Origin of the sequence: Pseudomonas sp. W15Feb9B (genome assembly GCF_000828175.1) — a bacterium.
Classification (GTDB): Bacteria; Pseudomonadota; Gammaproteobacteria; order Pseudomonadales; family Pseudomonadaceae; genus Aquipseudomonas; species Aquipseudomonas parakoreensis.
Genome location: NZ_JTKF01000073.1, coordinates 1 through 24,041 on the forward strand (window position 1 = coordinate 1; position 24,041 = coordinate 24,041).

Here is a 24,041-nt window from a genome sequence, read left to right on the forward strand (position 1 = left end):
GCGAGCCTGCTCGCGAAGGCGCCCGTTCAGTCAACCGAGATGTTGAACGTGCTGGCCGCTTCGCGAGCAGGCTCGCTCCCACAGGAGGGTGGCGTGCAATCCGGCAATCAGTGATCTTCGAGCAGGTTGTGCAGCTCAACGAACTGCTGCGTCAGTTTGTGCCGTGGGTCGAGGTGGATCAGCGGGGTGCTGGCCTGGTGCGACTCGCGCATGCGCACCGAGCTGTTCAGATACACCGGCAGCACCGGCAAGCCCTCGGCAATCAACTCATCGAGAATCTGCTGCGGCAGACTGGCCCGGGCCTGGAACTGGTTGACCACGATGCCTTCGACTTCCAGGCCGTCGTTGTGGTCCTCCTTCAACTCTTCGATCTCCGCCAGCAGCCCGTACAGCGCCTGACGCGAGAAGCTGTCGCAATCGAAGGGAATCAATACCCGATCGGCAGCGATCAGCGCCGACACCGCATAGAAGTTCAGCGCTGGCGGCGTATCGAGATAAATCCGGTCGTATTCGCCGTCCAACTCATCCAGCAATTTGCGCAGCTTGTTGATCTTGTGCTTGGCCTCAAGCTTGGGCTGCAGATCGGCCAGTTCAGCGGTGGCGGTGATGATGTGCAGGTTGTCGAACGGGGTTTCGTAGATGTCGGCCTGGTTTTTCTTCGAAAACGGCCCGGAAGACAGGGTCTGTTTGAAGAAGTCGGCAATGCCCATCGGTATGTCATCGCCAGTGAGCCCGGTCAGATACTGAGTGGAGTTGGCCTGGGCATCGAGGTCGACCAACAGCGTGCGATAGCCCTCGCTGGCACTCACCGCCGCCAGATTGCAGGCAATGCTGGATTTGCCCACACCACCTTTCTGATTGAACACCACGCGCCGCATGACAAAACCTCCGTGTATCAAAGAATGACCGAGTGTAGTTGCCTGTGCGTGCGCTTCGCTACCTTCAACGACGCGGACTACAGAGTCAGGTGCAAAAATCAGCGGGCACAGAGGGCAAAAACCTGCCGTGTGCGCTGACAGGTCCGACAGACAAATCCGGCACGATCCGGATAATGGCCAAGTGACAGTTTTTCTGCGGACCACTCGGTACATTTTGCTGCGCAAAACGTAACCAACATTTGCTACACACTCGTCGCACCGGGATAATGCGCGCCACCCGGCGCCGAGCGCCACATCAGGTCAGCCGCGGCTTTGGCGACTCAAAGCGTCATAAAAAGCCCGCAGGGGCGGGATGAACATCCGTGATCAACTTCAACATCGCCCAATGGCGCGCATGGGCCCCGGGGCTCGACAGCGTGGACGCGTGGCAGGCCTGGAGCCGACAACCGGTCGTACTCCCGGACAGCGATGCCGCGCCCGATGTGTCGTTTCTGCCCGCCATGCAGCGCCGGCGCCTCAGCCGTCTGGCGCGCATGGCGTTCAGTGTCGGCTGGCCACTGGCCGACGGACGGGAAAACCTGCCGCTGGTGTTTGTTTCACGACACGGCGAAACCCCGCGCACCTTCGAGATCCTCAGTGACCTGGCCAAGGACGAGCCGTTATCGCCGACGCAGTTCAGCCTGTCGGTGCACAACGCGATCATCGGTCTGTGGTCGATCATGCGCGGCGAAACCAGCGAAATGACGGCCCTTGCGGCCGCAGGCGATGGCCTGGAACATGGCATTCTCGAAGCGGCCGCCCTGCTCGATGAAGGCGCTCCGGCGGTGCTGCTGATCATCACCGAAGAACAGCCGCCCCAAGCCTATTCGCAGTGGATCGACGACGTGCCGTTCCCTTACGCGGTCGGTTTGCTGCTCACCCCCGGTACCGACTGGCGGCTGACCTTGAACAGCGGCCAGGAAGCAGTGTCCAAAGCGCACTGGCCACACGCACTGAACCTGTTGCGAACCCTGCTCGGTCAGCAAACCCATTGCCAACATGCCTGGAAAAATCGTGTATGGACCTGGCAACGCAACCCGTGACCGAGAAAAACCGCGACGCCTACTACTGGCGCCTCCTGGCCACCGCCGCAAGTTTCGCGCTGTTCGGGCTGGGCGGGTTGTGCTTGCGCCTGCTGGTGTTTCCGCTGCTCGGTTGCCTGCCCGGCGATGCCTTGAAACATCGTCAGCGCGCACGGCAGACCGTCAGTCGGCTGTTCTGGTTTTTCGTCCGTTTCATGGCCCGCACCGGTGTGCTGACGTATGACATTCAAGGGGCGGAACGTCTCGGTCGCCCGGGGCAAATGATCATCGCCAACCACCCGTCGCTGATCGACGTGGTGTTCCTGATCGGCCTCGTGCGCCAGGCCAATTGCGTGGTGAAGAAAAGCCTGTGGGAAAACCCGTTCACCCGTGGCCCGCTGCGCCGCACCGAATACATCAGCAATGACGGCAGCATGGACATGCTCGACGCCGCCGCCGAGTCCCTGCAAAACGGCCAGACCCTGATCATTTTCCCCGAAGGCACGCGCACTCAGCCCGGTCAGGCGCCCGCCTTTCATCGGGGGGCGGCGGCGATTGCCCTGCGCGGTGCGAAAATCCTTACGCCAGTGGTCATCAAGGTCAATCCGACCACCTTGACCAAGGCCGAACCCTGGTATCGGATCCCCCACCGCCGCGTGCACTTCAGTTTTCGTGTCGGGGCCGATATAGACCCACAGACTTTCGCCACGCAAGGCCCCGCACCGCAGGCCTCGCGCAAGCTCAACGATTATTTGCACTCTTACTTCATTAAGGAGCTCGCCGAAGATGAGCGATCTGAATAACCCTGGCCTGGTGCGCGACATCAAACGGCTGATCATCGATGCCCTGGGCCTCGAAGACATCAGCGTCGACGATATCGGTGACGAACAGACGCTGTTCGGCGAAGGCCTGGGCCTGGATTCTGTCGACGCGCTGGAACTGGGTCTGGCGATCCAGAAAAAATACGGCATCAAGATCGACGCCGACGCCAAAGACACCCGTAACCACTTCACCAACGTGGCGAGCCTTGCGGCATTCGTCACGGCAAAACAGGCAGCTTGAGACCGGACCATGCAAACTCGTGACGACATTTTCAACACCCTGCGCGATGCCTTGGTCGAGCTGTTCGAACTGGATCCGGGGCGCATCAGCCTGGAGTCCAACCTGTATCAGGATCTGGAGATCGACAGCATCGACGCGGTCGATCTGATCGATCACATCAAACGCCAGACCGGCAAGAAAATCGCCGCCGAGGAATTCAAGTCGGTGCGCACCGTCGGTGACGTGGTCGAGGCGGTCTACCGTCTGGTTCAACCGGCCGCATGAGCCGATTGATCGGCCTCGGCCTGCTGCTGGCGGGGCTGCTGTACCCCTTTGCGGTGTATTTCGGCATGGAGCACTTCGCCCCGTGGCAGTTCGGGCTGCTGCTGGGTAGCCTGTGGCTGGCGCGCGCCCTGACTGGCGAGCGCAAGCCAGGCAGTCTGTGGATGGCCTGCGTGGCGATCGTGTTCTGCCTGCTGCTGGCGCTGTTTGACAGTCCGCTGCTGCTGCGCTGGTACCCGGTGCTGATCAGCAGCTTCATGCTGGTGCTGTTCAGCCTGAGTCTGAAATGGGGCCCGCCGATGGTCGAGCGCCTGGCACGACTGCGCGAGCCGCAACTGCCGCCCGAGGCGATCCGCTACACGCGTCAGGTCACCGTGGCCTGGAGCGTGTTTTTCTTCTGCAACGGTTTGTGCGCCGCGCTCCTGACCCTGTGGGCGCCGCTGCATTGGTGGATGTTGTACACCGGCCTGATCTCCTACGGATTGATCGGCCTGATGTTTGCCATTGAATGGCTGATACGACAACGGGTAAGAGGCCGTAAATGAACTGGATAAAACTTGAGCAACTGTTGCTCAAGGCCCTGCCGGGGCGAGCGATCACCGACACCCCGGCCCTCGACCATGCGCAACTGCGCGAGCAGGCGCTAAGCATTGCCGCCGGCCTGCAGGCACGCGGCGTGCAGCGCATGGCGCTGCACCTGGAAGATGCCGCCGACCTCGCCATCGCCCTGCTCGGGGCCTGGCGCGCCGGCGTCAGCGTCCTGTTGCCCGCGGACCTGCAAGCGCAGACCCGCCAGCGCTGGTCGAGCGAAGTCGATCTGTGGCTGAGCGATCACTCCGATGATTCACACCTGAGCGATCTGTTGCAGCCTGCCCTGCCCGGCGCAGAACTGGATCTCGACCAGTGCCGCCTGAGCCTGTGCACCTCTGGCTCCAGCGGTGAGCCCAAGCGTATCGACAAGACCCTGCGCCAACTGGCCAACGAGGTCGAAGCCCTGGAGCAGCTGTGGGGGGCGGATCTGGGTGAAGCCTGGATCATCGGCAGTGTCGCCACTCAGCACATCTACGGCTTGTTGTTCCGCGTGCTGTGGCCGCTGTGCGCGGGACGGCCGTTCGTGCGCAGGCAACTGGCGTTCCCGGAAGACCTGCAACGCGCCAGCCGCGAACATCCGGCCTTCGCCTGGGTCGGCAGCCCGGCGCTGCTCAAGCGCATGGGCGACAACCTCGACTGGCCGGCACTGAGTGTCGTGCGCCGGGTGTTTTCCTCCGGCGGCGCATTACCCGCAGACGCGGCGCAAAGCCTGCAGCAACGCTTGCAACAGTGGCCGACCGAAATCCTCGGCAGCTCGGAAACCGGCGGCATCGCCTGGCGCCAAGGCGCCAGCCTGTGGCAGCCCTTCGCCGGGGTTGAACTGAGCCAGGACAGCGACGGCGCCCTGCTGATCGCTTCCCCCTATTTGCCGGCGGGGCATGTCGAACACACCGCCGACGCTGTGTGCATCGCTGCCGACGGGCGTTTCGAGCTGCTTGGGCGGCTGGACCGTATCGTCAAACTCGAAGAGAAGCGCATTTCCCTGCCGATGCTGGAACAGGCACTGGGCGCCCATGACTGGGTCGCCGAAGCACGGCTGGGCGTGGTTCAGGAAAACCGCGCAGTACTCGGCGCCTTGCTGGTGCTCAGCGACGCCGGCCTGTTTGCCTTGCGTGAACACGGCCGCCGCAGCCTGACCGAAGCCCTGCGCAAGCACCTGAGCCAGCATTGCGAAGCGCTGGCCTTGCCCCGGCGCTGGCGTCTGGTGCGGCAACTGCCGCTGAACAGCCAGGGCAAACTGCCCCAGGCCGACATCGAAGCACTGTTGCTGGCGCCACGGCCGAAAGCGCCAGAAGTGCTGGAGCAAGTCGAAACCGACGGCGAGTGGAGCCTGCAATTGAGTGTTCCACCGGATCTGGCCTACTTCAGCGGCCACTTCCCCAAAGCCCCGGTGCTGCCGGGCGTGGTGCAGGTCGAATGGGCACTGAACCTCGGCCGACAACTGCTGAACCTGCCCGGCAAATTTGCCGGCATGGAAGTGCTGAAATTCCAGCAACTGGTGCGCCCGGGCGATGAAGTCCAACTGCATCTGCGTTTCGATCCCGAGCGCGGCAAGCTGTATTTCGCCTACCGCAATGACACCGCGACCTGCTCCAGCGGACGCCTCCTGCTAGGAGCCGCCGATGCATAACCTGTGGCGAGGGAGCTTGCTCCCGCTGGGCTGCGCAGCGGCCCCAAACCCGGTTCACGCAAAACTGCGAGCGAGTGCTGCGCACTCGAGCGGGAGCAAGCTCCCTCGCCACAGTGGGGATGTGTTCAATGCATAACCCTTGCGCCGTGATTCCGGTCTACAACCATGAAACCGCGATCGGCACCGTGGTCGACGCCCTGCTCGCCCAAGGCCTGCCGTGCATTCTGGTGGACGACGCCAGCACGCCGTCGTGCGCGCGCGTGCTGGATGCGCTGGCCGAGCGTGATCAGGTGCATCTGGTGCGCCTGACCCTCAATCAGGGCAAGGGCGGCGCGGTGATGACCGGCTTGCGCGAAGCGGCGCGTCTGGGCTTCACCCACGCCCTGCAAGTGGACGCCGACGGCCAGCACGACCTGCACGACGTCGCCCGTTTCGTCGCGGAATCCCGCGCCCACCCGGACGCCATGATCTGCGGTTATCCGCTGTTTGACGAGAGCGTGCCCAAGGGCCGCTTGTACGCGCGTTATCTGACTCATGTGATGGTCTGGATCAACACGCTGTCGCTGCAGATCCGCGATTCGATGTGCGGCTTTCGCGTCTACCCGCTGACTCCGACGCTGGCGCTGATCGACTCGGCACGGGTCGGCAAGCGCATGGATTTCGACTCCGACATCCTCGTGCGCCTGGCGTGGCGCAACCAGCCGATGCGCTGGCTGCAGACCAGCGTGCATTACCCGCTGGACGGCGTCTCGCACTTCCGCCTGTTCCACGACAACGCGCTGATTTCCAGCATGCATACCCGGTTGTTCTTCGGCATGCTGCTGCGCCTGCCCGTCATCCTCTGGCGACGGTGGCGCACATGAGCGTCGAAACCGACAAGAAGCACTGGGCCGACCGAGAAGAGCGCGGCAGCTTCCTGCTGATGAAATTCACCGCAGTCGCCGCCAAAGTGCTTGGCCGACGCCTGCTCAGTCCGCTGCTGTACGGCATCGTCCTGTACTTCTTCCTGTTCGGCCGTACCGCGCGCAACAGTACCTGGCAATACCAGCAACGGCTGGCTGACTGGAGCAACCGCGGCGAATTGCGCCCGAGTTACTGGCGCGTGTTCCGCCAGTTCATGGCGTTCGCCGATTCGCTGCTCGACAAGCTCGACGTGTGGAACGGCAAGCTGCGCATCGAGCAAATCGAAATCATCGACCCGGCACTGCTGCGCAATCAGCTGCGCGGCAGTCGCGGACAACTGCTGGTCGGCGCGCACTTGGGCAACCTCGAAGTCTGCCGCGCACTGGCCGAGATCGGCGAAAAGGTCACCATGAACGTGTTGGTGCACACCAAGCACGCCGAACAGTTCAACCGCTTGCTGGGCGAGGCCGGCGCGACCAATCTGCGCCTGATTCAGGTCAGCGAACTGGACCCGGTGATCATGCTGCAACTGCACGAACGCCTGGAGCGCGGTGAATGGCTGGCGATTGCCGGCGACCGCGTGCCGTTGCACGGCGGGCGCAGCGTCAGCGTGGATTTTCTCGGCCACCCGGCAGCGTTTCCGCAAGGCCCGTGGTTGCTGGCCGGTTTGCTCAAGTGTCCGGTCAATCTGCTGATGTGCCTGAAACAACCGGACGGCCACTATCGCCTGACCCTCGAGCCGTTCGCCGACAGCGTGACGTGGACACGCCGCGAGCGCGAGCAGGTCATTCATCAGTGGGCCACCCGCTACGCGCAGCGCCTGAGTCACTATTGCCTCGAAGCCCCGCACCAATGGTTCAACTTTTACCCTTTCTGGAAGACCGATGACGACGCCAACCCATGAGCCGGTAACTTTCGGCGAACGCCCTTTGCGCATCGAAGACGTGCTGGCCCTGGCCAACCGTCAGGCGCCCGTGCAGTTGCAGAGCGACGCCGATTACCGTGAGCGAATTGCCAAGGGCGCGCGTTTTCTCGATTCGCTGCTGGACAAGGAAGGCGTGATCTACGGCGTGACCACCGGTTACGGCGATTCCTGCGTGGTCGCGGTGCCGCTGCATCACGTCGAGGCACTGCCGCGTCATCTCTACACCTTCCACGGCTGCGGCCTGGGCAAGCTGCTCGACCCACAAGCCACCCGCGCCGTGCTGGCGGCGCGCTTGCAGTCGCTGTGCCACGGCGTGTCCGGGGTGCGCATCGAACTGCTGGAGCGCCTGCACGCCTTCCTTGAACACGACATCCTGCCGCTGATCCCCGAAGAAGGTTCGGTGGGTGCCAGCGGTGATCTGACACCGCTGTCCTACGTCGCCGCGACCCTGTCTGGCGAGCGCGAAGTGTGGTTCCGTGGCGAGCGTCGCCAGGCTGCCGACGTGCATCGTGAACTCGGCTGGAAGCCGCTGGTGCTGCGCCCGAAAGAAGCGCTGGCGTTGATGAACGGCACTGCGGTGATGACCGGCCTCGCCTGCCTCGCCTACGCCCGCGCCGACTATCTGCTGCAACTGGCCACGCGCATCACCGCGCTCAACGTGGTCGCGCTGCAAGGCAATCCGGAACACTTCGACGAGCGTCTGTTCGCCGCCAAGCCGCATCCGGGACAGATGCAAGTCGCCGCGTGGCTGCGCAAGGATCTGGCGATCGACGCGCCGACCGCGCCGCTGCATCGCCTGCAGGATCGCTACTCGCTGCGCTGCGCCCCACACGTGCTCGGGGTACTGGCCGACAGCCTGAACTGGCTGCGCTCGTTCATCGAGACCGAACTCAACAGCGCCAACGACAACCCGATCATCGACGCCGAAGCCGAACGCGTGCTGCACGGCGGGCACTTCTACGGCGGGCACATTGCGTTCGCCATGGACAGCCTGAAAAATCTGGTGGCCAACGTTGCCGACCTGCTAGACCGACAACTCGCGTTGCTGGTCGACGAACGCTACAACCACGGCTTGCCGAGCAACCTGTCCGGTGCTCCGGCGGAGCGCGCCATGATCAACCACGGCTTCAAAGCCGTGCAGATCGGCACCAGCGCCTGGACCGCCGAAGCGCTGAAAAACACCATGCCGGCCAGCGTGTTCTCACGCTCCACCGAGTGCCACAACCAGGACAAGGTGAGCATGGGCACCATCGCCGCCCGTGACGCGATCCGCGTGCTGGAGCTGACCGAGCAGGTCGCCGCCGCCACGTTGCTCGCGGCCAATCAAGGCGTGTGGTTGCGCGGTCGTGATGAAGACGCGCGTGCGCTGCCACCTTCGCTGGCCGCCATGCACGAAGAGCTGGCCAAGGACTTCCCGCCGGTCATCGAAGACCGTGCACTCGAAGGCGAATTGCGCCTGTGTCTGCAACGTATCGCCGAGCAACACTGGAGGCTGCATGCGTAGCGCCGGAGTGCTGCACGCCGACACGGAAATTCTCGTGCCGTTTTTTGACGTCGACACTATGCACGTGGTCTGGCACGGGCATTACGTCAAATACCTGGAAGTGGCGCGCTGCGCGCTGCTCGACCAGATCGGCCACAACTACACGCAGATGTCCGAGTCCGGTTACGCGTGGCCGATCATCGACCTGCAACTGCGTTATGTGCGCGGCGCGGTGTTCGGCCAGCGCCTGAACGTGCGCGCCAGTCTGGTGGAGTGGGAGAACCGCTTGAAGATCAATTACCTGATCACCGACCTGCAGACCGGCGAGCGCCTGACCCGCGCCAGCTCGGTGCAGGTGGCGGTCGAGATCAGCAGCCGCGAGATGCAACTGGCCTCCCCCAAAGTGTTCACCGAAGCGGTGGAAAGGATGCTGCGATGAACCTGATCTGCAAAGGCTTTGGCGCGCTGGCGCTGCTCGCCGTGTCGACGCTGGCCAACGCCTTCGACCTGCAACAGCTCAGCGTACAACTGGCGAAACCGGAAGTGATCCACGGCCAGTTCATTCAGGAAAAGCACCTGCGCGCGCTGCCTCAGCCGTTGCTCAGCAAGGGCAGCTTCGTGCTGGCGAAAAACCACGGTCTGCTCTGGCTGCTCAAGACCCCGTTGCAACAGGATTACCGCATCACCGCCAACGGCATCGCCCGTCGTGACGGCAACGCTTGGCAGTTGCTGCCGAACAAGAGCGCCGGGGCCGAACAGAACCGTTTGTTCCTCGCCGTGCTGCAAGGTGACAGCAGCGGCTTGCAGCGGGATTTCGAACTGGCCCTGAGCGGCGACGCACAGCAGTGGAAACTCACCCTGACCCCGCGTTCGGTGCTGCTCAAGCAAGTGTTCAATCAGATCAATATCAACGGTGGTGAGCTGGTACAGACCATCGAACTGCTGGAAACCCAGGGCGACAGCACCGTGTTGCGCATGCAGGACAGCACTGCAAACCAGCCGTTGAGCGAAGCGGAGCAACATGACTTTGCCGAGTGAACGCAGGCTGCCGTGGCTGTTCCTGATCCTGCTGCTGGCGGTTGTCGCGCTGGCCGGGTGGCAGTGGCGCGACGGTGCGCCGCTGTCGGCCAACCTCATGGAACTGGTGCCCGGGACCAACCCTGACGCCCTCGAACTGCGCGCCGAACAGCGCATGCAGGAGCCGCTCAATCGGGAAATGCTGGTGCTGGTCGGGCACGCCGATCGCCAGCAAGCGCTGGCCATGGCGCAAACCCTCGGCGAGCAATGGCAGGCCAGCGGTCTGTTCGAAAAGGTCCAGTGGAACCTGCAGGCGGATCTGCCGGCGTTGCGTACGCAACTGCTGCAAGGGCGGCTGGCGATGCTCTCGGCGGATGACCGGCAACTGCTGACCGAGCATCCCGATGCGTTCATTCAGCAACGGGTGCAGGCGCTATTCGACCCGTTCAACGGTTTCACCTTGGTACCGAGCCAGGACGACTGGCTGGGCCTGACCGGGCGCATCCAGAACAGCCAGCCGAAACACGGCGCGGTGCAACTGGACATCGGCAGCGGCGCACTGGTCGCCGATGCCGATAGCAAGAGCTGGGTGCTGCTGCGCGCGCGCACCACCGGCAATGCCTTCGACATGAACCTGCCGCTGAAAGTCGCCGATCTGCTGCAGCACAGTCGCGAGCAAGCGGCGAAATCCGATGTACAACTGTTGGCCGCCAGCGGTCTGCTGTACGCCGCCAACGGTCAGCAGCAAGCCACCCGCGAAATGACCTGGGTCGGCGGCGGCGCCACCCTCGGTATTCTGCTGTTGCTGCTGTTGGCGTTTCGTCGCTGGCGGGTGCTGCTGGCGTTCGTGCCGGTGCTGGTGGGCATGCTGTTCGGCGCGGTGGCCTGCGTCGCGGTGTTCGGCCACATGCATGTGATGACGCTGGTGCTCGGCTCCAGCCTGATCGGCGTGGCGGTGGATTACCCGCTGCACTATCTGTCGAAAAGCTGGAGCCTCAAGCCGTGGCGCAGTTGGCCGGCGCTGCGCCTGACCCTGTCCGGGCTGACGCTGAGCCTGATCACCAGCGCCATCGGTTATCTGGCGCTGGCCTGGACGCCCTTTCCGGCGTTGACGCAAATCGCGGTGTTCTCCGCTGCCGGCTTGCTCGGCGCGTATCTGTCGGCGGTGTGCCTGCTGCCGGCCCTGCTGAAAAACGTTGAGCTGCAACCGGCGCAATGGCCGCTGCGCCTGGCCGAGCGCTTGGTGCAACTGCGCGAAAACCTGCTCGAACACGTACGCACCCCGGTGCTGCTGGCGCTGCTGATCGCCTTCTGCGCTGGCGGTCTGGTGCAGCTGCAAAGCAAAAACGACATTCGCCAATGGGTCGGCGCGCCACAACGCCTGACCGATGAGGCGCAGACCATCGCACGCATCACCGGCTATCAGCCGACCAGCCAGTTCTTTCTGGTGCGCGGGGCCAATCAGCAGGAGTTGCTGGAGCGTCAGGCCGCGCTGAGCGAACGCCTGCAGCAACTGGTCAACCTCGACAAACTGCAAGGCTATCTGGCCCTCGATCAGTTGCTCAGTCCGCCGAGCCAGCAACAGCAGGTTCGCGAAGCGCTGAGCAAACTGCCGCAACACTGGCAGCCATTGCTCGACCTCGGCGTGCCGCTCGCGGCGTTGCAAACCGAGTTGCAGCAGTTGCAGAGTCTGCCTGCCGAAGACATCGACGCGGCACTGGCCGGGCCGTTGGGCGAACCCTACCGCACGCTGTGGCTCGGCCCGACCGCTGACGGCGTAGCGGCGATGACCAGCCTGCAGGGCCTGAACAATCCGTCCCTGCTGCGGGTGCAGGCGCTGGACTTGCCGGGGGTGATGCTGGTCGATCGGCTCGGTGAATTGAACAACGTGTTTGCCGCGACCCAGATCAGCGCCGCCGAACTGAAACTCGCCTCCTGCGTGTTGATCGTGCTGGTGCTGATCGTGCCGTTCGGTTTCGGTGGCGCGTTGCGCATCGTCGCCCTGCCGCTGCTGGCAGCGCTGTGCAGCCTTGCCAGCCTCGGATGGCTCGGTCAGCCACTGACCCTGTTCAGCCTGTTCGGCCTGCTGCTGGTGACGGCGATCAGCGTCGATTACGCGATCCTGATGCGTGAACAGGTTGGCGGTGCGGCGGTGAGTCTGCTGGGCACCCTGCTGGCGGCGCTGACGACTTGGTTGTCGTTCGGTCTGCTGGCCGTTTCCAGTACGCCGGCGGTGAGCAATTTTGGCCTGGCAGTGAGCCTCGGTCTGGCCTTCAGCTTCATTCTCGCGCCGTGGGCCGGACGCCACGTCCACAGCACCAGCGTCGCGGAGCCGGCAGCGTGACGGTCGTCGGCTTCTGGTTCATGGCCCTGGCGCTGTTCGCCATAGCGACCCGCATCGGTCGGCACTTCGGCCTGATCCCGATCGTCAGCCAGTTGCTGCTGGCCAGCTTCGGTTTGCCGCTGTTGATGTACTTCTGGATTGAGCCGGGCTGGCAACTCAGCGGCGCCGAACTGATTGCGCCAGGGTGGTTGAAAGACCTCTACAGCCTGAGTTTCGCGCTGTTGCTCGGGCACATTCTCAGTGATGTGATCGACCTGCGGCTGGACCGCCAGAGCGTGAAAATCGCCGTGCCGAGTTTCGCTGTGCCGTTCGCCTGCGGTCTGGCCGTCGCTTGCTGGCTGCTGCCGGCGCAACCGTGGCTGAACTCGCTGGCAATCGGGCTGGTGTTCGCAATCACGGCGATCCCGGTGCTGTACCTGTACCTGCGCCACATCGACTACCCGCCCGCCGCCACCCGGCGCCTGGTACAAACGGCAATCCTCATCGACCTGACCTGCTGGACGCTGTTCGGTCTCGCTCAGGGCAGCCTGCATTTGAGCAGCCTGTTGCTGCCACTCGGCTTGGCCTGCGTGCCAGTGCTGTTGCATCTGCTGCGCGTGCGTCGTCCGCTGACCTACAGCCTCGGCTTCTTCGCGCTGCTGGTGCTGGCCGAGCACTACAAACTCAACGCGCTGATTTTCGGCATCGGTTATCTGCTGTGCATGGCCTTGCTGAAAGTGCCGTTGGTGCTGCCATTGCCGGCGCGGTGGATGAGCCGTTTGCAGACGTGGATCGCGATCCCCCTGATCCTGACCTTCGGCATCGTGCAGATCGACGTGCACAGCGCCCTGGCCAGCCTTGGCGCGGTGCAATGGGCGGCGCTGCTGCTGTTGCCGATTGCCAGTAAACTGCTCGGCAACTGGCTCGGGCTGGGCTGGGCCGGTGCGTCGTTCGAAGGCGCCAGCCGCTGGCGCGAAAGCGTGTTGCTGAACATTCGCGGCCTGAGCGAAATCGTCTTTCTCAACCTGTTGCTGCAACAACAGCTGATCAGCCCGGCGCTGTACTTCGCGCTGATGCTGATGGGCCTGATCGCGACGCTGTTGCCGGCCCTGATCGGCCTGCACCGCGCGCCTATGAAAACCAGCGCCACTGCGCCCGGGAGCTCACGTGCCAATCGTTGAAATGGAACCCCGTCAGGTCGTGATCATTGGCGCGGGCCCCTCCGGGGCCATCGCCGCCGCGTTGCTCAAGCGCCAGGGCCACGATGTGCTGGTGATCGAGCGCCAGCATTTCCCGAGGTTTTCCATTGGTGAAAGCCTGCTCAGCCATTGCCTGGATTTCGTCGAAGAAGCCGGCATGCTCGACGCCGTCAATGCCGCCGGTTTCCAGCGCAAGACCGGTGCCGCCTTCGCTTGGGGCGAGCGCTACAGCGCCTTCGATTTCAGCGACACCTTCACCGCAGGCAAGCCGACCACGTTCCAGGTGCAGCGCGCCGACTTCGATAAGCTGCTGGCTGATCAGGCTGAATTGCAGGGTGCCGAATTCCGTTACGGCGATGCCATCGTCCGCGTCGATTTCGACCGGGCCAGACCGCAGCTTGACGTGCTGCGCGAAGACGGCAGCGAGTACCGCATCGAAGCGGACTTTGTGCTCGACGCCAGCGGTTACGGGCGCGTGCTATCGCGTTTGCTTGATCTGGAAGCGCCGTCGAATTTCCCGGTGCGCCAGGCAGTATTCACCCACGTTGAAGATCACATCGATAACCCGGCCTTCGACCGCGAGAAGATCCTCGTCACTACTCATCCCGAGCACCGCGACATCTGGTTCTGGACGATCCCGTTCAGCAACGGGCGCTGCTCGGTGGGCGTGGTGGCTGCTGCCGAGCACTTCAAGGGGCGCGACAGCGATCTGGATGCCTGCCTGCGCGGTTTCATCGGCGAAACGCCGAGCCTCGCCGCTGTATTGAACAACGCGGTGTGGGACACCCCGGCGCGTACCCTCGGCGGTTATGCGGCCAATGTGAAAACCCTGCACGGTCCGGGCTTCGCCCTGCTTGGCAACGCGGCGGAATTTCTCGACCCGGTGTTCTCCTCCGGCGTGACCATCGCCATGCGTTCGGCGAGCATGGCCGCCGCCGTCCTTCACCGGCAGTTGCAGGGGGAAATCGTCGATTGGCAGCGCGAGTTCGCCGAGCCGCTCAAACGTGGCGTCGACACCTTCCGCTGCTACGTCGAGGGCTGGTATGCCGGCACCTTTCAGGACGTGATTTTTTATCAAGACAGCCAGGCAGACATCCGCCGGATGATCTGCTCGATCCTCGCCGGTTACGCCTGGGATGAGCGCAACCCGTTCGTCAGCGAAGCGCGTCGCCGGTTGAAGATGATTTCCGAACTTTGTGCAAAGGACGCCCCATGAATTACTTGAGCGACAGCTACGTCGAGGAAACCCGCTTCGGTTTCTGGTTCCTGCGCAGCCACACCTGGCAGCACCATGTGCTGCGCGTGGCGATCAACGATTTACGCGGATTGTTCAGCGATTCGCTGCCGGCCAATCCGGTGCTGCTGGACGCTGGTTGCGGTCAGGGCAAATCGTTCCGCCACCTGCACCAGACCTTCGCCCCACAGCATCTGATCGGCGTCGACGCCGACCCGCACAGCCTGCAATTGAGCGCCGAAGAAGCGGCGCGGCAGGGCTTCGACGTCGAGCTGATCGGCAGCGACTGCGCGACGCTCAATGTGGCCGATGCCAGTGTTGACCTGCTGTTCTGCCACCAGACCTTTCATCATCTGGTCGAGCAGGAAAAAGCCCTCGCCGAGTTCTACCGCGTGCTCAAACCGGGTGGTTATCTGCTGTTCGCCGAGTCCACCGAGGCATACATTGATACTTGGGTGATCCGCTGGCTGTTCCGCCATCCGATGCAGGTGCAAAAGAGCGCGGCGCAGTACCTGGAGATGATTCGCCAGCAGGGTTTCGAGTTTGGCGAGCGCAATGTTTCGTACCCGTATTTGTGGTGGAGCCGGTCGAAGGATTTCGGACTGCTGGAACGGTTCGGATTGCGCCGGCCGAAGCCGTTTGGCGAGCGTGAGGAAACGTTGGTGAACGTTGTCGCCCGCAAGCCATTGCAGGAATCCATCTGATGTACCACTTTCGATCAGCACAGCTAAACCCCTGTGGGAGCTGGCTTGCCAGCGATAGCGGTGTGTCAGTTAACCAAAATGCTGGATGTGCCGCCGCCATCGCTGGCAAGCCAGCTCCCACAAGGTTTGCGGTATGGCTGATTTTGGTGGCATTTGCTTTGCTGAGTGGTTGCGCCAGCCAGGCCCCGCTGCCCGCGAGCGACCCGACGCTGCCGTTACCGCTGCAACTGCACATCGAGCGCCAACAGGCCGATCAGCGTCAGGACTGGCTGTTGGTGATCCAGCGCGAAGGCCCCGGCATCCGCTGGTCGATGATGGATCCGCTGGGCATTCCCCAGGCCCGTCAGCAACTGATCGACGGGCGCTGGCAGGCCGACGGGCTGCTGCCGCCCAATCCCGAAGCCCGGGAGCTGTTTGCCGCGCTGCTGTTCGCCCTGACCCCGTCCGGCGAACTGGCGCGCACTTACCCCACCGCGCAGCAGCAGGGCGAGCAACGCACGCTGGCGCGGCGCTGGACGATCCGTTATGCACAACCGTTGAGTTTCCAATTGAATCTGCCCCAAGGCCCGCACTATCGGGTTTCTCCTCTCGGTGAGCCGACGCCATGACTGCCTACCTCAATGCCCTCGGCGTGATCTGCGCGCTGGGCCGCGACAAGCAACAGGTCGCGCAGAACCTGTTTGCCGGTGACTGCTCGGGCATGCGCCGCGAGTCCGGCTGGGTTGCCGAGCGTGAATTGCCCGTGGCGGCGGTGCATGGTGAGCTGGCGCCTGTTCCGGCCGAACTGACCGACCAGCGCAGCCGCAACAATCAAATGCTGCTGGAAGCCGCGCTGCAGATTCGCGAGGACATCGACCGGGCCATCCAGACGTATGGTCGCGAGCGCATCGGCGTGGTGCTCGGCACCAGCACCTCGGGGATCGACGAGGCCAGCCGCGGGCTGGCGCACTACCTTCGCGAGCAGCAGTTCCCTACCGAGTACGACTATCGGCAACAGGAACTCGGCGCGCCGGCGAACTTTCTCGCCGATTGGCTGCAGCTCAGCGGCCCGGCCTACGTGATTTCCACCGCCTGCACGTCCAGTGCGCGGGCGTTGATGAGCGCACAGCGCCTGCTTGATCTGGGCCTGTGCGACGCGGTGCTGTGCGGCGGGGTCGACAGCCTGTGCAAACTGACGCTCAACGGTTTCAGCGCGCTGGAAGCGGTGTCCGACCAGCGCTGCAATCCGTTCTCGGCCAACCGTAACGGCATCAACATCGGCGAAGCGGCGGTGCTGTTTCTGATGAGCCAGCAGCGCAGCGACGGCCCGGCCATTGCCCTGCTCGGCAGCGGCGCCAGCTCCGACGCGCACCATATTTCCGCGCCGGAACCGAGCGGTCGCGGCGCCCTGCAAGCCATGCAGAAAGCCTTGAGCCGCGCACAGTTGCAAGCGGCGCACATCAGCTACCTGAACCTGCATGGCACCGCGACCCAGCACAACGATGCAATGGAAAGTCTGGCAGTCGCCACGCTGTTTCCCGACGGCGTGGCCTGCTCGTCGACCAAGCCGATGACCGGTCACACCCTCGGCGCGGCCGGTGCGCTGGAAGCAGCGTTCTGCTGGCTGAGCCTGAGCGCCGACAACCCGCAACAAGCCTTGCCGCCACACGTCTGGGACGCCCAGCCCGACCCCGACTTGCCGGCGCTGAAGTGGGTGACCGCGAGCGAACGCCTGTCGTCCATTGCACCCCGCTACCTGATGAGCAATTCGTTTGCCTTCGGCGGCAACAACGTCAGCCTGATTATCGGAGACGCTCCATGAATGACTGGCCGCTCGCCGAACTGCTGCCCCACGCTGGCGACATGATCCTGATCGACCGCATCCTCAGCTTCGACGAAGAGCAGATCCACACCCGCCTCACCGTCAAGCCCGACGGTTTGTTCAACCTGCCAGACGGCAGCCTGCCGGCGTGGGTCGGCATCGAGTTGATGGCGCAAAGCGTAGCCGCCTTCGCCGGTTGCCACGCACGGCAGAAGGGCAACCCGGTCGCGCTGGGTTTCCTCCTCGGGACACGTAAATTCGAGTGCAACGTCGAGGCGTTTCCGGCCGGCAGCGAACTGACCATCCACGGCATCCGTTCGCTGGAAGACGACAACGGCATGGGTGTTTTCGAATGCCACATCAACGCCCCCGGCATCGAGGCCAGCGCACGTTTGAACGTGTTCCGCCCGCCGCAGCCCAGCCAATATCTTGAACAAACCAGGGAGTCGAACGATGACTGAATCCGTACTGGTCACCGGCTCCAGCCGTGGTATCGGCCGCGCCATTGCCTTGCGTCTGGCACAGGCCGGGCACGACATCGTCCTGCATTGCCGCAGCGGCGTTGCCGAAGCGCAAGCGGTGCAGGCCGAGATCGAAGCGCTGGGCCGTCACGCGCGCATCCTGCAATTCGACGTCGCCGACCGCGAAGCCTGCAAAACCATCCTTGAAGCTGACGTCGAAACCCACGGCGCTTATTACGGCGTGGTGCTTAACGCCGGCCTGACCCGCGATGGCGCTTTTCCGGCGTTGAGCGATGACGATTGGGACGTGGTGCTGCGCACAAACCTCGACGGTTTCTACAACGTCCTGCACCCGGTGATGATGCCGATGATCCGTCGTCGCGCCGCCGGTCGGATCGTCTGCATCACCTCGGTGTCGGGTTTGATCGGCAACCGGGGCCAGGTCAACTACAGCGCCTCCAAGGCCGGAGTGATCGGCGCTGCGAAGGCGTTGGCGATCGAACTGGGCAAGCGCAAAATCACCGTTAACTGCGTCGCACCGGGCCTGATCGACACAGCGATGCTGGATGAAAACGTGCCGGTGGAAGAACTGATGAAAATGATCCCCGCACAACGCATGGGCACCCCGCAAGAGGTTGCCAGTGCAGTGAATTTCCTGATGTCGGCGGAAGCCTCGTACATCACCCGTCAGGTTTTGGCGGTCAACGGAGGCTTGTGCTGATGAAGCGCGTCGTCGTCACCGGCATGGCCGGCATCACCTCGCTGGGCAGCGACTGGCAGACCATCGCCGGCAACTTCGCGGCCAACCGCAGCGGCATTCGCCGCATGCACGAGTGGGACCGTTTCAGCGAACTCAACACCCGTCTGGCCGGGCCGATCGATGATTTTCTCGTCCCGGCGCACTGGACCCGCAAGCAACTGCGCAGCATGGGCCGGGTTTCGCGGCTGGCCGTAGGCGCGGCAGAACAGGCACTGGCCGACGCCGGCCTGCTCGGCGATGAATCGATCAAGGACGGGCGCATGGGCGTGGCCTGTGGTTCGTCCACCGGCAGCACCGACGAGATCAAGGCCTTCGGCAACATGCTGCTCAACTCGGTGGCCGAGGGTCTCAACGCCAACTCCTACGTGCGGATGATGCCGCACACCACCGCGGCCAACATCAGCATCTTCTTCGGCCTCACCGGGCGCCTGATCCCGACGTCCAGCGCCTGCACCAGCGGCAGTCAGGGCATTGGCTACGCGTATGAAGCGATCAAGTTCGGACGGCTGCCGCTGATGCTCGCCGGTGGCGCCGAAGAGCTGTGCCCGACCGAAGCGATGGTCTTCGACGCGCTCTACGCCACCAGTCTGAAAAACGATGCGCCACAGACCAGCCCGCGTCCGTACGACAAGGGCCGCGACGGTCTGGTGATCGGCGAAGGCGGCGGCATGCTGGTGCTCGAAGAGCTGGAGCATGCGCTCGCTCGGGGTGCGCGGATCCACGCCGAGATCGTCGGCTTCGGCAGCAACGCCGACGGCCAGCACACCACGCGCCCGGAACAGGTCACCATGCGCCGCGCCATGGAGCTGGCGCTGGAAGACGCCGGGCTGACGCCGGACGCCATCGGTTATGTCAATGGTCACGGCACCGCTACAGAACAGGGCGACATTGCCGAAACACTGGCAACCAGCAGTCTGTTCGGCGAACACATGCCGATCAGCTCGCAGAAGAGTTTCCTCGGCCACACGCTGGGGGCCTGCGGCGCGCTGGAGTCGTGGTTCAGCATCGAGATGATGAATCGCGACCTGTATGTGCACACGCTCAACCTCGACGAGGTCGATCCGCACTGCGGCAAGCTCGATTACCTGCGCGGCGAATTCCGCCAGATGCATCACGACTACGTGATGAACAACAATTTCGCTTTTGGTGGCGTCAACACCTCGTTGATTTTCCGCCGCTGGCACTGACCGCAACACGTTTGGAGTGAAGGGAATGACTCAGTTTCACCGCATCGCCGCCCTGCTGGCCCTGGCCTTGGCCTTGGTGCTCGGCGGTTGCACCAGCAAACCGGTTTACAACGCCAAGGAAGAATTTTCGCCCAACCTCGGTTTCACCCAGGCGCAGATGAGCCGCGCCATCGTCACCGCGCTCAACGACCGCCAGTGGGTGGTGCAGTCGGTTCGCCCGGGCATGATCAAAGCGGCGATCACGGTACGCGGCCGCCACCACGCCGAGGTCGACATCCCGTTCAGCCCGACCTCGTTTGAAATCGACTACCGCAGCAGCTACGGCCTCGACGCCAAGGACGGCAAGATCCACGGCAACTACAACCGCTGGGTCAACCGCCTGCGCGACAACGTGCTCAAGGAGTTGTCGATCAACCCGGACATCGAGTTCGTCAACGACCTGGGCATCGTCAAGCAAGGCGCCGACGAGCCGACCTACCTGAGCTTTCGCGAGGGCGTCAAACGCGCCACCGACGCCGGTCTGCTGGACGGCAGCGTGAAGTTCTACCTGGCCGGCGAAACCCTGCCAAAACAGGTGCGCAAACTCGACACCGTCAGCAGCAGCCGCAAAACCAACGGCTCGAACAAATCCGACACCGACGCCTGCTTCTGGGCCCTGCAATCAGCCCTCGCCACCCTGCAGAACGCCGCGAAAAAAGCCGACGCCAACGCGGTGATCAACATCGCCAGCGTCGACCAGCGCGACCTGTACAAGGACACCGAGAAATTCCAGTGCCGCGCCGGTCTGGTGGTGTCGAGCGTGGCGTTGCGTGGGGATTTGGCCCACGTTGATTGACAGTAGAAACGACAAAGGGCGCCTTGCGGCGCCCTTTGCTATTCAGTTCAGCTCAAGTGCTGGCATGTAACTTCAAGCCCAACGCCTTCACCACTTTCAGAATCGTTCCAAACTCAGGATTTCCTTCACCTGACAGTGCACGGTAGAGACTTTCTCGAGACAGCCCGGCGTCACGTGCGACTTGGGTCATGCCTCGCGCTCTCGCAATGGTGCCCAGTGCCTTGGCGATAAAGGCAGGATCATCTCCAGCCTCCTCCATGCAGGCATCCAGATAATTGGCCATGTCCTCTTCTGTCTTGAGGTACTCGGCTGAGTCCCAACGAGTGAATTGTTCGGTCATGGGTTTTGCTCCTGCCAAGACTCCGCGATGAGCCTGGCTTGCTTGATATCTCGGGGTTGGCTGCTCTTGTCTCCACCACAAAGGAGGATGACCACTTGCCGACCTTGTTGCATGAAATAGACTCGATATCCGGGGCCATAGTCAATTCTGACTTCGCTGAGCCCCTCACCGACGGCTTTGACATCACCAAAATTCCCATCGGCCATACGATCAATGCGCACCTGAATACGCATCCTGGCGCGGCTGTCAGCCAGCTTCAAAAGCCAGCTGGAGAATGTTGAACTTCGAATGATCTCAGGCATGACCGAGAGTGTAGCCCTTGAGCTACACATGTACCAGACGGTTTTTTCTGCACCGACGTACGGTGTCTACACTCCATAAATCGTTGAATGCTGACTCGCAAAGTCAAGGAGATGACCATGCAAGTGAAAGCCCTGATCGCCGCCGCACTCCTCGGGCTATTGCCCAGCGCCAGCCACGCCACCAACCTGATGTACATGCCGTTCGAAACCGTGCTCTCGGATGCCATGCGCGCCGGGCGACTGGATGGCAGTGTGAAGTTCTATCTGATCGGCAACGGGCCGCAGGGCACGCAGCGCTTGTTGCGCCGGGATGTGGTCAGTGATCTGAAGACCAACGGCTTCAACAAGAGCGATCACGATTCCTGCGAGTGGGTGCTGCAGTCGAACCTGATCAAGTTGCAGGCCGACGCCAAGCGGGTCGGGGCGAATGCGGTGGTCAATATCGTCAGTTATTACGACCAGCATGTGCGCAAGGATTTGAATACTTATGAGTGCCGGGCCGGGGTGTTTGTGACGCGGGTGGCGTTGAAGGGGGATCTGGTGCGGTTGCCCTGAGGGGCGTTGATGTTTAAGTTGACGCCTTCGCGAGCAGGCTCGCTCCCACCTTGGAAGGCGTTTCCCTGTGGGAGCGAGCCTGCTCGCGATTTGATTGCGCAGCAATCAAGCGTTTGAAGGTTCGACTTTACGCGTCAGCAGTTCGACAAACGCCTTGGCCATCGGCGATTTCTGATCCTTGCGCTGCACCAGCCACACCGCCGACACCGCCTCCGGATCGAGCAGAGGTCGATAGACCACGCCGTCGATGCGCATCCGCTGGTAGGACGCCGGCAATACCGAAACCCCCAGCCCCGCTGCGACCAATCCGATGATGGTCATCGCCTCACCGGCCTCCTGGGCGAAATGCGGGCTGAACCCGGCATCGCGGGCCAGACTGAGCAGTTGCGCATACAGCCCGCTGCCGTAGCTGCGAGGAAAGAACACGAACGGCTCCAGCGCCAGCGCCGAGAGGAACAGCCCTTCCTCGCTGCCTTGCGCCAACGGATGTTTGGAGCCGAGCACCGCCACCAGCGGCTCACGCATCAGCTCAACCACGCTCAGCGAATCCGGCAAACCCAGCGGACGCATGATGCCGACTTCGATCGACTCATCCACCAGCGCGTCCGCGACCATGGTGCTGCTCATCTCCCGCAGGTTCAGGTGCACTGCCGGGAAACGCTGGCGAAACGAAAAAATCGCCTGTGGAATGGTTGAGTTGAACGGCGCTGACGAGGTGAAGCCAATTTTCAATTCGCCCAGTTCACCGAGTTGCGCACGCCGGGCGACGTCTGCCGCTTTGTCGACCTGCGCCAGCACCAGCCGCGCCTCCTCCAGAAACAATCGGCCGGCCTCGCTCAGCTCGACCCGACGATTGGTGCGCTCGAACAACCGCGCGCCGACCTCTTGCTCCAACGCCTGAATCTGCTGACTCAGCGGTGGCTGAGAGATCCCCAGCACCTGTGCGGCGCGGCCGAAATGCAATTCTTCGGCGACGGCGATGAAGTAGCGCAGATGACGCAATTCCATGGACACCCCATTAGGTCGTTAAAGCTATCAAACAGGTCGAACAATATATTGGATAGAAACATTAGCCAGCTATATGATTTTTTCATTGCCTGCCTGGCCGTGCCCTCCGAGGTCTGATGTGAAAACCGCCGCCGCCCCTCTTGCCCATGAAGTTCCGCCTGCCGCGGCGGACGATGTCATCGCCGAGCTGCAAGAGATCTACATCGAAAAAGGCACGCCGATGTTCATGCGCACGGTGCTCGCGCTGTTCAGCGGTGGCTTCGCGACCTTCGCTTTGCTGTATTGCGTGCAGCCGATGATGCCGCTGCTGTCTCACGAGTATTCGATCAACGCCGCGCAGAGCAGCCTGATTCTGTCGGTGGCGACCGGCATGCTGGCCTTCGGTCTGCTGATCACCGGGCCGATCTCTGACCGCATCGGTCGCAAACCGGTGATGGTCGCGGCACTGTTCGCCGCCGCGCTGTGCACCATTGCCAGTTCGATGATGCCGAGCTGGCACGGCGTGCTGATCATGCGCGCACTGATAGGCCTGTCGTTGAGCGGCCTAGCGGCGGTGGCGATGACCTACCTGAGCGAAGAGATCCACCCGCAACACATCGGCCTGGCGATGGGCCTGTACATCGGCGGCAACGCGATTGGCGGGATGAGCGGACGATTGATCACCGGAGTGTTGATCGACTTCGTCAGCTGGCACACGGCGATGTTGGTGATCGGTGGCCTGGCGCTGGTCGCGGCGGCAGTGTTCTGGAAGATCCTCCCAGAATCGCGCAACTTCCGCTCACGCTCGCTGCATCCGCGCAGCCTGCTCGACGGCTTCACCATGCACTTTCGCGACGCCGGCCTGCCGCTGCTGTTTCTTGAAGCGTTTGTGCTGATGGGCGCGTTCGTCACTCTGTTCAACTACATCGGCTATCGCCTGCTGGCCGCTCCGTACAACCTCGATCAGGTGTTCGTCGGCTTGCTGTCGGTGGTGTACCTGTCGGGCATCTACAGTTCGGCCAAAATCGGTTCGCTGGCGGACAAACTGGGACGGCGTAAAGTGCTGTGGGCGACCATCGCGCTGATGTTCGCCGGCCTTGCGCTCACGATGTTCACACCGCTGTTGCTGGTGATCGTCGGCATGCTGATCTTCACGTTCGGCTTCTTCGGCGCGCACTCGGTGGCGAGCAGCTGGATCGGCCGGCGCGCGACCAAGGCCAAGGGTCAGGCGTCGTCGTTGTACCTGTTCAGTTATTACGCCGGCTCCAGCATTGCCGGTACGGCGGGTGGGGTGTTCTGGCATCTGGGCGGCTGGAACGGGATTGGCTTGTTCATTGGTGCGCTGTTGCTGGTGGCGCTGCTGGTGGCGTTGAAACTGGCGAAGTTGCCGCCACTTGGTGGTGTGAAAGCTTAAAAGCAAAAGATCGCAGCCTGCGGCAGCTCCTACAGGGAAACGCGAATCCCAATGTAGGAGCTGCCGCAGGCTGCGATCTTTTGATCTTGTACAAAAACGCCCGGCATTGGCCGGGCGTTTTTTATTGG

At 62.9% G+C, this 24,041-nt stretch carries 27 protein-coding genes; 23 read left to right on the forward strand and 4 right to left on the reverse strand.

Annotated features, from left to right (window positions below):
- Window positions 1-107: 107 nt before the first annotated feature.
- Window positions 108-878 carry a ParA family protein gene (locus tag OC71_RS26195; protein WP_041074859.1) on the reverse strand — a complete coding sequence of 257 codons (771 nt, stop codon included), beginning with the start codon at window positions 876-878 and terminating at the stop codon, window positions 108-110.
- A gap of 362 nt (window positions 879-1,240) precedes the next feature.
- On the opposite strand from OC71_RS26195, the gene OC71_RS26200 reads away from it, so the two are divergent.
- From OC71_RS26200 to OC71_RS26300, 21 genes are all read left to right on the forward strand, one after another.
- Window positions 1,241-1,960 carry a beta-ketoacyl synthase chain length factor gene (locus OC71_RS26200; RefSeq protein ID WP_041074861.1) on the forward strand — a complete coding sequence of 240 codons (720 nt, stop codon included), beginning with the start codon at window positions 1,241-1,243 and terminating at the stop codon, window positions 1,958-1,960.
- The gene (locus tag OC71_RS26205) at window positions 1,936-2,742 is read left to right on the forward strand and encodes a 1-acyl-sn-glycerol-3-phosphate acyltransferase (RefSeq protein ID WP_041074863.1); all 807 of its coding nucleotides are present in this window, start codon (window positions 1,936-1,938) and stop codon (window positions 2,740-2,742) included. Before OC71_RS26200 ends, OC71_RS26205 begins: the two co-directional genes overlap by 25 nt.
- Window positions 2,726-3,001: a phosphopantetheine-binding protein gene (locus tag OC71_RS26210; protein WP_041074865.1), complete on the forward strand. Its 276-nt coding sequence runs from the start codon at window positions 2,726-2,728 to the stop codon at window positions 2,999-3,001. The genes OC71_RS26205 and OC71_RS26210 overlap by 17 nt, the downstream gene beginning before the upstream one ends.
- Window positions 3,002-3,010: 9 nt before the next feature.
- On the forward strand, window positions 3,011-3,265 hold the full coding sequence (locus OC71_RS26215) for an acyl carrier protein (protein WP_041074867.1): 255 nt from the start codon (window positions 3,011-3,013) through the stop codon (window positions 3,263-3,265).
- Complete coding sequence (locus OC71_RS26220; protein WP_041074869.1) at window positions 3,262-3,807, forward strand: membrane protein; 546 nt, start codon at window positions 3,262-3,264, stop codon at window positions 3,805-3,807. Before OC71_RS26215 ends, OC71_RS26220 begins: the two co-directional genes overlap by 4 nt.
- Entirely contained in the window at window positions 3,804-5,483 is a 1,680-nt protein-coding gene (locus OC71_RS26225) for an acyl-CoA synthetase family protein (protein WP_041074870.1), read from the forward strand. The genes OC71_RS26220 and OC71_RS26225 overlap by 4 nt, the downstream gene beginning before the upstream one ends.
- A 128-nt stretch (window positions 5,484-5,611) precedes the next feature.
- Window positions 5,612-6,346, forward strand: coding sequence for a glycosyltransferase family 2 protein (locus OC71_RS26230; protein WP_041074871.1), 735 nt, complete (start codon window positions 5,612-5,614; stop codon window positions 6,344-6,346).
- Window positions 6,343-7,290: a glycosyl transferase gene (locus tag OC71_RS26235; protein ID WP_041074872.1), complete on the forward strand. Its 948-nt coding sequence runs from the start codon at window positions 6,343-6,345 to the stop codon at window positions 7,288-7,290. Before OC71_RS26230 ends, OC71_RS26235 begins: the two co-directional genes overlap by 4 nt.
- On the forward strand, window positions 7,271-8,815 hold the full coding sequence (gene hutH / locus OC71_RS26240; RefSeq protein WP_041074873.1) for a histidine ammonia-lyase: 1,545 nt from the start codon (window positions 7,271-7,273) through the stop codon (window positions 8,813-8,815). The genes OC71_RS26235 and hutH overlap by 20 nt, the downstream gene beginning before the upstream one ends.
- Entirely contained in the window at window positions 8,808-9,233 is a 426-nt protein-coding gene (locus OC71_RS26245; RefSeq protein WP_041074875.1) for a thioesterase family protein, read from the forward strand. Before hutH ends, OC71_RS26245 begins: the two co-directional genes overlap by 8 nt.
- Window positions 9,230-9,832, forward strand: a complete 603-nt coding sequence (locus OC71_RS26250; protein WP_041074877.1) for an outer membrane lipoprotein carrier protein LolA — start codon at window positions 9,230-9,232, stop codon at window positions 9,830-9,832. The genes OC71_RS26245 and OC71_RS26250 overlap by 4 nt, the downstream gene beginning before the upstream one ends.
- Window positions 9,816-12,155 (forward strand): MMPL family transporter, encoded by a 2,340-nt coding sequence (locus OC71_RS26255; protein WP_041074879.1) that lies wholly within the window; start codon window positions 9,816-9,818, stop codon window positions 12,153-12,155. Before OC71_RS26250 ends, OC71_RS26255 begins: the two co-directional genes overlap by 17 nt.
- Window positions 12,152-13,315, forward strand: a complete 1,164-nt coding sequence (locus OC71_RS26260; protein ID WP_041074881.1) for a hypothetical protein — start codon at window positions 12,152-12,154, stop codon at window positions 13,313-13,315. The genes OC71_RS26255 and OC71_RS26260 overlap by 4 nt, the downstream gene beginning before the upstream one ends.
- Window positions 13,302-14,549, forward strand: a complete 1,248-nt coding sequence (locus OC71_RS26265) for an NAD(P)/FAD-dependent oxidoreductase (protein ID WP_041074883.1) — start codon at window positions 13,302-13,304, stop codon at window positions 14,547-14,549. Before OC71_RS26260 ends, OC71_RS26265 begins: the two co-directional genes overlap by 14 nt.
- On the forward strand, window positions 14,546-15,271 hold the full coding sequence (locus OC71_RS26270; RefSeq protein WP_041074885.1) for a class I SAM-dependent methyltransferase: 726 nt from the start codon (window positions 14,546-14,548) through the stop codon (window positions 15,269-15,271). Before OC71_RS26265 ends, OC71_RS26270 begins: the two co-directional genes overlap by 4 nt.
- On the forward strand, window positions 15,271-15,879 hold the full coding sequence (locus OC71_RS26275) for a hypothetical protein (protein ID WP_174377217.1): 609 nt from the start codon (window positions 15,271-15,273) through the stop codon (window positions 15,877-15,879). The genes OC71_RS26270 and OC71_RS26275 overlap by 1 nt, the downstream gene beginning before the upstream one ends.
- Window positions 15,876-17,072, forward strand: a complete 1,197-nt coding sequence (locus OC71_RS26280) for a beta-ketoacyl-[acyl-carrier-protein] synthase family protein (protein WP_041074887.1) — start codon at window positions 15,876-15,878, stop codon at window positions 17,070-17,072. Before OC71_RS26275 ends, OC71_RS26280 begins: the two co-directional genes overlap by 4 nt.
- Window positions 17,069-17,533, forward strand: a complete 465-nt coding sequence (locus OC71_RS26285) for a hotdog family protein (protein WP_041074889.1) — start codon at window positions 17,069-17,071, stop codon at window positions 17,531-17,533. Before OC71_RS26280 ends, OC71_RS26285 begins: the two co-directional genes overlap by 4 nt.
- Window positions 17,526-18,254, forward strand: a complete 729-nt coding sequence (gene fabG, locus OC71_RS26290; protein WP_041074891.1) for a 3-oxoacyl-ACP reductase FabG — start codon at window positions 17,526-17,528, stop codon at window positions 18,252-18,254. The genes OC71_RS26285 and fabG overlap by 8 nt, the downstream gene beginning before the upstream one ends.
- Complete coding sequence (locus OC71_RS26295) at window positions 18,254-19,480, forward strand: beta-ketoacyl-ACP synthase (RefSeq protein ID WP_041074893.1); 1,227 nt, start codon at window positions 18,254-18,256, stop codon at window positions 19,478-19,480. Before fabG ends, OC71_RS26295 begins: the two co-directional genes overlap by 1 nt.
- A 25-nt stretch (window positions 19,481-19,505) precedes the next feature.
- A complete protein-coding gene (locus OC71_RS26300; RefSeq protein ID WP_041074895.1) occupies window positions 19,506-20,315 on the forward strand; it encodes a hypothetical protein in 810 nt (269 codons plus the stop codon).
- A gap of 52 nt (window positions 20,316-20,367) precedes the next feature.
- Here OC71_RS26300 and OC71_RS26305 read toward each other — a convergent pair whose 3' ends face one another.
- A complete protein-coding gene (locus OC71_RS26305) occupies window positions 20,368-20,655 on the reverse strand; it encodes an addiction module antidote protein (RefSeq protein ID WP_007943750.1) in 288 nt (95 codons plus the stop codon).
- Window positions 20,652-20,957 carry a type II toxin-antitoxin system RelE/ParE family toxin gene (locus tag OC71_RS26310; protein WP_041074898.1) on the reverse strand — a complete coding sequence of 102 codons (306 nt, stop codon included), beginning with the start codon at window positions 20,955-20,957 and terminating at the stop codon, window positions 20,652-20,654. Before OC71_RS26310 ends, OC71_RS26305 begins: the two co-directional genes overlap by 4 nt.
- A gap of 117 nt (window positions 20,958-21,074) precedes the next feature.
- On the opposite strand from OC71_RS26310, the gene OC71_RS26315 reads away from it, so the two are divergent.
- Entirely contained in the window at window positions 21,075-21,512 is a 438-nt protein-coding gene (locus OC71_RS26315; RefSeq protein WP_041074900.1) for a hypothetical protein, read from the forward strand.
- Between the two features lie 105 nt (window positions 21,513-21,617).
- On the opposite strand, the gene OC71_RS26320 is transcribed toward OC71_RS26315, so the two are convergent.
- Window positions 21,618-22,520 carry a LysR family transcriptional regulator gene (locus OC71_RS26320; RefSeq protein WP_041074902.1) on the reverse strand — a complete coding sequence of 301 codons (903 nt, stop codon included), beginning with the start codon at window positions 22,518-22,520 and terminating at the stop codon, window positions 21,618-21,620.
- A gap of 118 nt (window positions 22,521-22,638) precedes the next feature.
- Between OC71_RS26320 and OC71_RS26325 the strand changes: the two genes are divergently transcribed.
- The gene (locus OC71_RS26325) at window positions 22,639-23,913 is read left to right on the forward strand and encodes an MFS transporter (protein ID WP_041074904.1); all 1,275 of its coding nucleotides are present in this window, start codon (window positions 22,639-22,641) and stop codon (window positions 23,911-23,913) included.
- The last annotated feature ends 128 nt before the right edge of the window (window positions 23,914-24,041 follow it).